11 protein-coding genes are annotated in these 13,051 nt (G+C 27.1%); 2 read left to right on the forward strand and 9 right to left on the reverse strand.

Annotated features, from left to right (window positions below):
• Positions 1-109: 109 nt before the first annotated feature.
• From J2Z25_RS05095 to yjbM, 9 genes are all read right to left on the reverse strand, one after another.
• Positions 110-1,408 (reverse strand): ABC transporter substrate-binding protein, encoded by a 1,299-nt coding sequence (locus J2Z25_RS05095; RefSeq protein WP_209738881.1) that lies wholly within the window; start codon positions 1,406-1,408, stop codon positions 110-112.
• A gap of 230 nt (positions 1,409-1,638) precedes the next feature.
• Entirely contained in the window at positions 1,639-3,390 is a 1,752-nt protein-coding gene (locus J2Z25_RS05100) for a sensor histidine kinase (RefSeq protein WP_209738883.1), read from the reverse strand.
• Positions 3,374-4,936 (reverse strand): response regulator transcription factor, encoded by a 1,563-nt coding sequence (locus tag J2Z25_RS05105; RefSeq protein ID WP_209738884.1) that lies wholly within the window; start codon positions 4,934-4,936, stop codon positions 3,374-3,376. The genes J2Z25_RS05100 and J2Z25_RS05105 overlap by 17 nt, the downstream gene beginning before the upstream one ends.
• Before the next feature lie 366 nt (positions 4,937-5,302).
• Entirely contained in the window at positions 5,303-5,851 is a 549-nt protein-coding gene (locus J2Z25_RS05110) for an NADH peroxidase (protein WP_008677212.1), read from the reverse strand.
• A 274-nt stretch (positions 5,852-6,125) separates the two neighbouring features.
• Positions 6,126-7,079, reverse strand: a complete 954-nt coding sequence (locus tag J2Z25_RS05115; protein WP_209738889.1) for a siderophore ABC transporter substrate-binding protein — start codon at positions 7,077-7,079, stop codon at positions 6,126-6,128.
• Between the two features lie 59 nt (positions 7,080-7,138).
• Positions 7,139-7,894, reverse strand: coding sequence for an iron ABC transporter ATP-binding protein (locus J2Z25_RS05120; protein WP_209738891.1), 756 nt, complete (start codon positions 7,892-7,894; stop codon positions 7,139-7,141).
• Positions 7,891-8,844 carry an iron chelate uptake ABC transporter family permease subunit gene (locus J2Z25_RS05125; RefSeq protein ID WP_209738893.1) on the reverse strand — a complete coding sequence of 318 codons (954 nt, stop codon included), beginning with the start codon at positions 8,842-8,844 and terminating at the stop codon, positions 7,891-7,893. The genes J2Z25_RS05120 and J2Z25_RS05125 overlap by 4 nt, the downstream gene beginning before the upstream one ends.
• Positions 8,844-9,779, reverse strand: a complete 936-nt coding sequence (locus J2Z25_RS05130; RefSeq protein ID WP_209738895.1) for an ABC transporter permease — start codon at positions 9,777-9,779, stop codon at positions 8,844-8,846. Before J2Z25_RS05130 ends, J2Z25_RS05125 begins: the two co-directional genes overlap by 1 nt.
• 221 nt (positions 9,780-10,000) lie before the next feature.
• Positions 10,001-10,792, reverse strand: coding sequence for a GTP diphosphokinase (gene yjbM / locus J2Z25_RS05135; RefSeq protein ID WP_209738896.1), 792 nt, complete (start codon positions 10,790-10,792; stop codon positions 10,001-10,003).
• Positions 10,793-11,155: 363 nt separating this feature from the next.
• Here yjbM and J2Z25_RS05140 point away from each other — a divergent pair, with 363 nt between their 5' ends.
• Entirely contained in the window at positions 11,156-11,881 is a 726-nt protein-coding gene (locus tag J2Z25_RS05140; RefSeq protein WP_209738898.1) for a DUF2225 domain-containing protein, read from the forward strand.
• A gap of 1 nt (position 11,882) precedes the next feature.
• A complete protein-coding gene (locus J2Z25_RS05145; protein WP_008680428.1) occupies positions 11,883-12,857 on the forward strand; it encodes a methyl-accepting chemotaxis protein in 975 nt (324 codons plus the stop codon).
• Positions 12,858-13,051: the final 194 nt, after the last annotated feature.

Genomic DNA, 13,051 nt, shown 5'->3' on the forward strand with positions numbered 1-13,051 from the left:
TGCCAATGCATAATTAAGGATTGAACTTGCACCAAACTCCTAGAATCTCAATTTCAAAACTCCTTTAAAAGTTTTATCCTAAATTATCCATTATTAATTTTCCATTGTCTTACTGTACTTGTTGTTCAAAAAGATTTTGCATTGCCTCTAAAGACTTATTTATATCTCCCCCATTTACTATGTTAGAAAACTCAGTCTTTAAAGCATCTTTTGCTTCTTGAGTGTACATACCAACAGTTATTCCTGGTACTTCTTTTGACCATTCTGAGAATATTTGATATACTTTTTCACCACCAAAGAATTCTATTTCTTTAGAATAGGCTTCACTTTCAAAAGCCTTTGTGTATGATCCAACTCCACCATTATTAGTTAAGAATTCAGAATAAAAATCACTACTTCCTCCTATTGTCTTAGATAAGAAATCTATAGCTAAATCCTTGCTCTTAGATGATTCTAATACCATCCAGCTTGATCCACCTTCATTTGAAGCATTTTTTGCACCTTCTATGTTACTTAAACGAGGTATAGGAGCTACTCCCCACTTACCTGATTGATCTTTAGCATCCATTATAGTTGGAATTTGCCATACTGCAGAAATAACTGTTGCAACATCTCCATTATTAAAGCTTCCAACAAATTCGCTCCAACCAGTTACAGGCTTTGCAATTCCAGAAGTAGATAATTCTTTAAATACCTTTAATGATTCTTCTAAAGCTTTATTTCCAACAAAGTTAGCTTTATTATCTTCTGTTGTGAACCAAGAACCAGCAGAATTCATAATTATAGGAATTAATGTATCTTCATTAGGGTTAACTGTAAGCATATCTTTTCCTGTCTTTTCCTTAACTACTTTACCCATTTCAATATATTTTTCCCATGTTATATTTTGTAAATCTTCTGATTTGAATCCAGCTTGTTCTAAATAATCTCTTCTATAGAACATCCCAGCTGATCCAATATCAAAAGGTATTGCATATTGCTTTCCATTAACAGTTACACTATCAACTTTATATTTTGAGAATTCATCAAATTTAATAGCTCCACTTAAATCTGTAAATGCTCCATCATATGAATTAATATATTTAGCAATATTTATATCGTTAGCTAAAATAATATCTGGTAAGCCAGTAGTTACTCCTGAAACTAAATTAGTATTAAGCTTTTGCTCTAAGTCTATCTTAGACATATCTACAATTTCTAAATTGAAATCTGGATTATCTTTTTTGTAAAGCTCCTCTGCTATTTTTAAAGCAGCTCCATTAAAAGATTGATCCCAGCACCAAGCAACTAACTTTTTTTCTCCTCCATTTGCATTTGGCTCATCTTTTGCTTTATTACTACATCCTACAAAAACTGTAGTCGCCATTGTAAATGCCATTATAGTACTTAATAACTTTTTAATTTTCATATAAATCCCTCCAACTCTCTTTATGTTTATATAATAGCAAATCCATCATGAAAACGTTTAGTAATGATTTTAGTACTTTTGAAAGCTTTTAAATTGAGCATTATTTTGATTTATACTTTTTCATTAAATTGATATTTTTTCATCATAATTTCACACCTTTTAATTTAATTTAAATAAGAGATAGTGTAATAAACTATCTCTCTTTACATATTTCTATAAAAATTATAAATTTATATTGAGAATTTCTCATCTTGATCTTTTGATACTGGTATTTTTATAGAAATTATTGTTCCATACCCTAATTCGCTATCTATCTTTACTCCGAATTCTTCTCCATATATTAATTTAATTCTCTCATCGACATTTTTAATTCCAATGCCACCCTTTATTTTTTTCTTCTTTAGCTTATTTATATCTGTAACTTCCATTCCAATTCCATTATCCATTATTTCAACCAAAATAAAATTGCCACATTTATTTATAAATACATTAATTTCTCCTCTTGAATTTCCAGTGAACGCATGAAAAAATGCATTTTCAATAAATGGCTGAATTATTAGTTTAGGGATTAATAAATTTTTACAACTTTCATCTACTTTGAATGTTACGTTAGTTTCTCCCCCAAACCTTAACTTATTGATATAAACATATTGCTTTAAATTTTCTATTTCTGATTCTATTGTTGCCATTTCTTCAGTTGTCCCTATGGTATTTCTTAAAATAGAAATTAAAGCATCTATTGTATTTTCAACTTCATTTATCTTCTCGCTTCTTGCTAAGTACTTAATTGTACTCAGTGTATTATATAAGAAATGAGGATTTATTTGCATTTGCAATGCATTTAGCTCTGCTTTTCGTCTCTCTTCTTCCTCTGATATAAGATTTTTTACATAGTAATCTATTTTCTCTATCATATCATCATAAGCTTCTGTTAGAACTCTAATTTCATAGGTCTCATTCATTTTACTCTTATTATCATCTATTGGCTCAAGGCTTCCCTTTGACATTAAATCCACTAAAGAAAGTAATGGCTTTGAAAACTTATAAGATATTATATAAGTTGCTCCTATAATTAACACTAAGCTTATTCCTATTATTATTATCATATAGTATTTCAAGCTATTTAGGCTATTAGAAACAGATGCTTCATTTATATCAGCAACAAAATATGCGTCAAAAAAAGGAATATAATTTGAAATTATCGTATGACTTAAACCTTTCTTTTTAACTTTGATCGGTGAATTTTTATCATTTTGACAATAATTTAATAAATCATAATCGTAAGAAGTAATTTTACTAGAATTGCTACTAGACATAACCTGTCCATCTGATGATAATAACGAGAAAGTCATCCCATCTACTAAATATCTTTCATACATACTATAAATTGCTCTTTCATCAATAACTAAGTACATATGTCCATAAAGATTTTTATTATTGTTATCAATTAAAGGCTTAATAGCTAACAAAGAATTTTTATATTTTATGGATTTTATATTTGAAGTATTTGCAATTCTATATCCTATATTAAAACTATCACTTTTTAAATTTAAATTATCAAATATATCTTTAAGTTCTATATCCCAATGCAATGAATTTGTTGAATAATACATTGAATTATTTCCTACAGCTACAATATGAGAATTTTTAGGTGTTAAGTATTCTCTATTTGATTCCATGTAGTTTCCTAAAGAAACTACTGTATTAAATAGCTTTACATTATCTCCGATTGGCTGAGTTAAGTATTCCTTAAAAGCATGACTTTTACTTATCTTAGTTAATCCTTGTACAATTTCGTAATTATATTCCATCAAGTCTTTTTGTATATATGCAAAATCATTATTAAAATTATTTATAGCTTGTTCAACTATTATTTTCTTTGATATGTTTATACTTAGTACAGTTAAAAGAAAACAGATTATAGAAATATAAATACTATTTATCCAAAGAACTCTATTAAAAATACTATCTTTTCTTATCATTTAATTTTGCCATCCTTCTATATTCACTAGGAGTTACAGAAGTATATTTTTTAAAGATTTTAGAAAAATAATTATGTTCTGAAAATCCTACCATTTCACTTATATTTGATATAGGTATTTTTAAGTCTTCTAAATAAAGCTTCGCCTTTTCAACTCTAATTCTACTTATATAAGAACTTAAATTTTCATTTGTTTCATTTTTAAAGCAATAAGATAAATAATTATAATTAATATTTAAATCTTTAGAAATTGAAGCTACTGATATTTCATCTCTATAATTTTTATCAACATAATCTTTTACTATTTTTATTATAAAATTATCATTTCTTGAATCTAATTTATTTTTTGATAGTTCCTCAATATATTCAAAAGTTTCTACAACTATCTTTATAATTTCATCAAAAGACCTTGCAATATCAATTTGTTTGAATAGAATTATCTTTTTTCTTGAAATATTTATAAGCTCTGAGTCAAGACTTTCTATTGTATTTAGAGCATTATAAATTAGATTCTGAGAGAACTTTTTCAAATCATACTCATCTATACAAACGTTTTCCTTAAGACTGTAAAAGTATTCTTTCACTAAGTTTATAACTTCTGTAAAGTTTAATTTTCCAATATATGAATTTAAACTATCATAATCGAATTTAGTAGTCACATTAGATTCTTTTATATCTTTTATACCAATTAAAGCTTCATTGAAATAAATAGCTTTTTTACTTATTCTTATACATTCATCATAAGCTAAATAAATCTCACTTATCTTTTCTATACTCTCACTTATTACAAAAGTTTTTACATTAAATTCTTTCATAATATCTTCTGCCATTAAATTAATGTCTTTCTTTAATTTAATATTTTTATATTTATCATAATTAATAACAACTATTAATTTATTTTTAATCAATAAAACTATATATGGATTTTCATTCATAACATTATTAAATTTATTCTTTATTTCATAATGCATTTCTTTCAAATCTACATATTCTTCATCTAATTGATACATTTCTGTCATCATAACGTAAAAATTATTCATATAAAAGTATTCTTTCAAGCTAGCTAAATCATTATCATCTATTCTTCTATATAATATTAAACTAGTTAAATCATTTTCTAACTTTTCTATCTTATCTATTCTCTTATTCTTATTATCTATATAATGTATTTCATCAATCATATTTTTCAAAATCGGTACAATACTTTCAGCACTAGCTTCTGTTTTCAATAAATAATCATGTATTCCATATTTAAAAGTATCTTTAACATATTCAAATTCTGAAACATTACTTAATACAAGAACTTTCGTATTAGGGTAATCTTTTTTTATTATCTTAGTCAACTCTACTCCATCAATTTCTGGCATAATTAGATCTGTAATAACTATGTTAGGTTCTTTATCTTTAATTATTTCTAATGCCTCTTTACCATTAGCAGCTTCTCCAATTAATTGAAAACCTTCTTTTTCCCAATCACATATATGCTTTAATCCATTCCTCAATATACTCTCATCATCTACAATTAAAACACTATATAATTCCTTCATAGATACCCTTCCCCTTCCTTATTAAGCAAACTAATATCTAAACTTATGATATCATATATTAAAAATGTATCCAAATATATTAATCAAAACATTTCCCTTAACTCTCTTATTTAAATTTGTTTTTTACTATAATTCAGCTCATTTAACCTACCACTTTAATTATTATTATAAATTCTTATTTTTTCTCTATGCATTTGTATATTTATACCACAAACAAGCTTCCATTACATAATTCAACGAAGGTGAATTATCTCCTTCACTTCTTCACTCTTTCATTTTTTTATTTTTCTAATTAAAAAAGAGTGTTGTATTAACTTAATAATACAACACTCTTTTTAAACTATACCCTATAAGTAATTAGGTAAATTAGTTTTGTCCGAAATATCTGTCTAATAATCCTTTGAACGCTTGTCCATGTCTAGCTTCATCTTTGCACATTTCATGAACTGTGTCATGGATTGCATCTAAGTTTAATTGTTTAGCTAATGTTGCTAAATCTTTCTTTCCTTGGCAAGCTCCGTGTTCTGCATTTACTCTAGCTTGTAAGTTAGCTTTTGTATCAGCAACAACTACTTCTCCTATTAATTCTGCAAATTTTGCAGCGTGTTCTGCTTCTTCGAAAGCTATTCTCTTATATGCTTCTGCAACTTCTGGGAATCCTTCTCTATCAGCTTGTCTTGACATTGCTAAGTACATTCCTACTTCTGTACATTCTCCTACGAAGTTAGCTTGTAATCCTTCCATAACTCTTGGATCTACATCTTTAGCAACTCCTACTCTATGTTCATCTGCCCAAGCTAAGTCTCCTGATTGTTCCATGAACTTATCAGCACCTACCTTACATACTGGACATACTTCTGGTGCTGTATCCCCTTCATGAACGTATCCACATACTGTACAAACAAATTTTTTCATAATCTAAACTCCTCCTCATTTATATCTAATTCAATAATTTATTTTCTATAACTTTTATCAAATCCTTGTGATGCTATTATTATATAATAATAATTATCCATTGTAAATAGCTAAATTTACTTTTATGAAAATCTAAAAATAAAATGTACAAATTATACTTTTTTCTATAAACTATTGTATTTAATTAACAATTTAATATATAAAAGTTTATTTTATAAATAAAAAGGGAATTTAACAAAAGTTAAATTCCCCTTTATTCCATTTATCTATTCTATTATTTTATTCCTAATGCAGCTTCCATATCTGAAATTATAGTATCTATTGCCATTATTCCACTTCCACCAACATACCAAGCTTGTGGATTTACATATACTATATGTCCATCTTGATAAGCTTTAGTTGTCTTTATTAACTCATTTTCTACAGCTTCTTTAACTGATTCCTGAGTTCCAGTTATAGCTCCTCTATCTAAAACGAATAAGTAATCTGGATTCTTTTCTTTTAAGTATTCAAACGAAATATTTTGTCCATGATTTGATACTTCTATTTCTGTATCTGCTGGAATAAATCCGAACTTGCTATAAACCATATCATATCTTGATCCTGTACCATAAACTGATAATGAACCTTCATTAAACATTGTCATTAAAGCTGTTGAGTTATTTTCTTTAACTTTTGCACTTACTGCTTCTAATCTCTTATTTATGCTTTCTAATTCAGCTGTAACGCCTTCTTCTTTATTAAATACTTGTCCTAAGATTTTAGCATTATTTTCTGCTGAAGCAAATACATCACTATTAACTGTACCTAAATATAATACTGGAGCAATTTTCTTTAAATCTTCATAATAAGACTCTTGTCTTCCTTCTATTATAATTAAATCTGGTTCTGCTGCATTAATTTTTTCTAAATCAAATTCTTTTAATGAACCTAAATCAACATATTTGTCATCTTTGTATTTATCTAAATATGATGGTAGTGAGCCTTTTGGTAACGCTACTGGCTCAACCCCTAACTTACTCATTATATCTAATGAACCGTAATCTAAAACTACAACATTCTTTGGATTAACAGGAACTTCTACTTCACCTTTTTGATCTGTAACAACAATTGTTTTATTTTCTTCTTGTGCTGGCTCTTCAGCTGATTTATCACCTGAGGTACACCCTACTACTCCTACTAATAATAACATAACCATACTTAATATGATTGCAAGTCTTTTTTTCATTGAAAAATACCTCCATTTTTTTGTTTTATATAAATTTTATTTTTTACTAACTAATCTTTTTAGAAATAAATGCATATTTTTTGATTGTTTACTTCTCTAATATTGAAATTCATATCATAAAGACAACTTAAGTTATCTTCTGTTATCATTTCTTCTGTCGTAGTATGATTAACTAATTTTCCATCTTTTAATGCAACAATATTATCTGAATAACAAGATGCAAAATTTATATCATGAATAACAATTATTATAGTTTTTCCTAAATCATTTACCATTTCTCTAAGCATCTTCATCATTTCAGCTGAATGCTTCATATCCAAATTGTTTAATGGCTCATCTAGAAGTATATAATCTGTATCTTGAGCAATTATCATTGCTATATATGCTCTTTGTCTTTGTCCACCACTTAACTCATCAATATACTTATCTTGAATGTCAGCAAGCTTCATATAACTTAGTGCATTATCTACAAGTTTTTCATCTTCTTTTTTTAATTTACCTTCACAATATGGAAATCTTCCAAATGAAACAAGTTCTCTAATAGTTAATCTTATATTTAAATTATTACTTTGCTTTAATATTGATAATTTTTTTGATAACTCCTTAGAGTCCCACTTTTTTATTTCCTTACCATCTATAATAACTTCTCCTGAATCAGAATCCATAAGTCTTGATATTATAGATAAAACAGTACTTTTTCCAGCACCATTTGGCCCTATAAACGAGGTTATTTTACCTTCCTCTATGTTAAAAGAAACATCATCTAAAACTTTCTTACTTCCATAACTCTTACTAATATTTCTTACTTCTATCATAGCTTACTCTCCCTTAATAATAGATTTATAAAGTAAATTCCTCCAATAAAGTTAATTATTATACTTATAGTTGTATTAAAGTTAAATATTCTTTCCACAAAGAATTGACCTCCAACTAAAGCAATTATACTTATAAGTGTACCAACTATAAGAAGAACTGAATGCTTATAAGTTTTAGTTATTTCATAGGTTAAATTAACAACTATTATTCCTAAGAATGTAATAGGTCCAACTAACGCTGTTGACAATGAAACTAATATAGCAACAAACGTTAGTATTTTTTTGCTAAATTTATCGTAATCAACACCTAAGTTTATAGCTTGTTCTCTACCTAATGACATAGCATCTAATTTATTAAAATCTTTATATAAGATAACTGCCATTATTGCTAATATTACAATAGAAATAAGTATTATCTTTGTATTAACTAGACTAAATGAGGCAAATAACTTTGTTTGAAGTGCATCAAATTCATTTGGATCTATTAAAACCTGCATGAAAGATGATAGACTCCTAAATAATGTTCCAACAACTGTTCCTACTAATAATAAGAAGAATATATTATTTCTTCCACTTTTAAGAACTACTTTAAATAGAATCATTGCTAAGACTACCATTAGGGTACCTGATGCTAAAAAGTTAATTGTTTTATTAACCATGAATATTGATGTAGATCCAAATATAAAAACCACTATAGTTTGTACTAAATTATATAAAGCATCTAAACCTATAATGCTTGGTGTTATAATTCTATTATTAGTTATTGTCTGGAATAATAGCGATGCTACTGAAATTGTTCCTCCTGCTATTAATATACCTAATACTTTTGGAATTCTAAGAGACAAATTAAATCTATAATTCTTTGCATTTAATCCCCACACTACAAACAATGTTAGAAAGGTTATTGCAATTATTAGCATTATAATTATTTTTTTCTTATTATTTCTCATTATTTATTCCTCCTAAATATTAAATAAAGGAATATTACAGCTCCAATAACGCCAATTGTTAAATCTATAGGAACTTCATATGGTGCAATTATTAATCTACTTATAATATCACAAGCTAAAACAAAGCTTGCACCTAGTAAAGCCACTATAGGCATGTTATTTTTCAGATTGTCCCCTTTCCATATAGAAACTATATTGGGGATTATTAATCCTACAAAAGGTATACTCCCTACCGTTATTACAACCAATGATGAAATTAAAGCTACTATTATAACTCCTATGTTAGTAACTCTTTTGTAATTCAATCCAAGACTTACCGACATTTCCTCTCCCATGCCTGCTAAGGTAAACTTATGTACATATGCAAAAGCTATAATTACTAATGGTATGCTTAAATATAGTATTTCATAGTTTCCCTTTAATACTGTTGAAAAACTACCTTGTAAAAATGCTCCCATACTTTGAGTCAAATTGTACTTATATGCAAAAAAATCCGTTATCGATCCTATTACATTTCCTAGCATAATTCCTACAAGTGGAATAAAAATTACATTTTTTATTTTTATTTTCTTTAATATCATCATAAACATAAATGTTCCTACTAAAGAAAATACAAAAGATAAAACCATCTTTTCAAATATATTAGCAGATGTAAATATTATTATAGAAAATAACACTCCAAGTTTTGCAGAATCTACTGTTGCTGCTGTAGTTGGTGAAATAAATTTATTATTACTTATTTGTTGCATTATTACACCACTTATACTCATACCTACTCCAGCAACTAATATACTTATCAAACGTGGTAATCTACTTATCATAAGAACCTCGATTTCTGAAGTTCCCATATTAAATATATTTATATTTGATACTCCAACGAATATGGATATTACTGATAGAATAATAGTAATAGCCAATAAAGATTTTTTAGTCATATACTCACTCCCGTTATTTGATAATCTATATCAACTGATTATTATTATAGTTGATAAGGATTATCATTGTCAACGCATTTTGGGTAATTTATCTATATTTTTATAAATTAATTAATTAATTAATTAATAATAGCCATATTCTTCATATTTTTTTATATTAATTTATTTTTAATATAAAAAATAAGAGTATAATTAATAAAAATCATACTCTTAGCTTAAATTCAATCTCTATATTTATTTACATCCCTTTTTATAGACACCAATAAATTGTTAAGTTCATATATTTCTCCATCCTCTATTAACTTGTTTAATGAACTTTCATATCTACTTGCTTCCGCAAATTTTCCTAGTGATATAAGAGTTAATATATTATGCATAATACTTGAAATTATATCTGATTTTATTTCAAATAGCTTTTGAGCATCCTTAATTTCATCTTTAATATCAAGCATTTGCTCATCTAATTCAAAGGCTGCATCAGCTGCTTTTTTTAGCTTTTCTCTTACATTATCCGGAAGCTGCTTCTTATATTTATAATTTAATGAGTGCTCTATTGTAGCCCAGAAATTCATTGCTAAAGTTCTTATTTGAAACTCAGCTAGTATCTCTTTTTGGCCTTCTGCCATATTTATTGGATATTTAATTATAACATGATAACTTCTATAGCCACTTTCCTTTACTCCCCTAACATAGTCCTTTTCATAAAGAATTTGCATATCTTTTCTTGCTCTTATTATTTCCACAACTCTATCTATATCATCTACAAATTGACACATTATTCTAATGCCAGCTATATCTTCAATTTCATATTGAAGCCTATCTAAAGGAATTTCAAATTTATTAGCTTTTTCTAGAAGACTAGAAATCTCTTTTACTCTTCCAGTAACAAATTCTATTGGAGAATATTCATTTTTCTTTCTATATTCCTTTCTAATGCTTCTAAGCTTTACCTTTAGTTCATCAACAGCCTGTTCATAAGGCATAAAAAAACTTTTCCAATCTTGAATCGCCATATCTTATCACCCTTTTCAAACTTCACCCTAAATATTATATCAAAAATATCAAATTGTGTAATTAAATTATTAAAGTATATACGATAAAATAAAGATTTTATTGCATATAGATAAAAATGTAGCTAATTAATAACCTTTAATTACAGAATATTTCGCACTTAATTAATATATATTATTTCTATTTTATTGTGTACTCAAATAATTATATTAACTATTTTATATCATAATACTATTAATTTTGTAGCTTATTATTTAAAAATGTATATTTTTAAGTTGCATTTTCCATTTTTGTAAATGTTTTAACTACAAATCTGCTATATTATGCTATAATTAGGTATATGTATAATATAGAGGTGATAACTTATGATAAACTCTTTAAAGGATGCGAACGCTAAAGATTCAATTAAAAAAGACGATAATGTTAATAAAGCAACTAAAAACTTATTTCTTAAAGGAGTAACTTGTCCAGTTTGTAAAAATTCCTTTAGGACACCAACTGTAAAAGTTAATGCCCCTAGGATTACTTCTAGGGATTCTGACTTATTTATAAGATATTCAGTAGAAAATCCATATTTTTATGAAGTATGGTTATGTCCAAGCTGTGGTTACGCTGCTCTTAAAACAGACTTTAATAAAATTAGAGAATTTCAAATAAAACTTGTGAAGGATAAAATTACTCCTAAATGGGTTAATCGTGAATATGATACTCCCTTTACTGAAAAAATTGCAATTGAAAGATACAAATTAGCTTTAGTTAACTCACTCATTATTGAAAGTAAAAATAGTACAAAAGCTATGATTTGTTTAAAAATTGCTTGGATGTATAGGTTGTTAATGGATGAAATTAATGAAAAAAATTATATAAATCAAGCATTAATAGCCTTTAATGATACATTTATAAATGAAAACCTACCAGTGTATGGATTGGATAGATTTTCTATTATGTTCCTAATAGGTGAATTACATAGAAGAGTTGGTGAAGATACATCGGCCTTAAGATGGTTTTCTGAAGTCATTACATCTATAGGTGCGCCCCAAAAAGTAAAAGAAATGGCTCGAGATGGAAAAGATAAAATTAGGAGGTACTAATATGGGTTTATTTTCTAAATCAAAGAAAAAAAATGTAGCATTGAATGATGTTACTAAAGAAATTTCAGATGACTTTATTTCCAATAATATTAATGAAAAAGAAAATACAAATGAGAATTTTAAAAATGAGATGGTTATGTTAAGTGATACTAGCTCTAGTATATCTAATGCAATTCAAGATGTTAATAACTCATTATCTAACTTAACAACTGCAACTCTTACTCAAGCAGAAGAAATTAATAATGTAAACAATATATTAGCAAACTTTAATAATCATATGGAACAATTAGCTTATAACGTTACCAATGTTCAAATTGCTGTTTTAGATACTGATCAAGTTGCAGATGCAGGCTTAAATACATTTACTGATTTAGATGAATCATTAAAATCTCTACAACATGCTTTCACAATAGTTAGTTCAACAGTAAACTCTCTTGTATCAAAGCTAGAATCAGTAAATACTATAACAGATTCTATAAGCCAAATTGCTAGTCAAACAAATTTACTTTCTTTAAATGCTGCAATAGAAGCTGCAAGAGCAGGGGAAGCTGGTAGAGGATTCTCTGTAGTTGCTGGCGAAGTAAGAAAACTAGCCGAGAACTCAAAGCAATCAGTTGAAAGTATTACTAAAATATTGGATGATATAAAATCTGATATTCTTGATACTTCTAAAGCAATGCAAGCAGGTAATTCAGCAATTGATAATCAACAAAAAACTCTTCTTAGCACTAAGAGTAGCTTTACAGACATAAAGTCATCAATAGGTGATTCAATTCAAGAGATAGATAGTTGTATAGAAAATCTAACTGTAGCTTCTTCTGAAAAAGATAATGTTTTATCTATAATAGAAAGAGTTTCTACGATTTCTCAAGAGCATTCTGCATTATGTGAAGAAATTGCTGCAAATATGGATCTTCAAACTACAAGTTTAGAAAAGCTTGATGACACTATTTCGTCATTAAATAATCAACTTTAGCAACTAAAAGAATCTATATTTCAATAAATAAATGTTTTAAAAGGGCCTCGCGAAATGGTCATAACCCTATTATGTAGACAATCGACAAAGGGTCGAGTCCAATCTACATAATGGGGTGATTTTTTATGTCAATAAAGCACAAAGCTTATAGTGCAGAATTTAAAATAAATGCAATTGAAGAATATATAAAAACA

Source organism: Clostridium tertium (assembly GCF_017873245.1).
Lineage (GTDB): Bacteria > Bacillota > Clostridia > Clostridiales > Clostridiaceae > Clostridium > Clostridium tertium.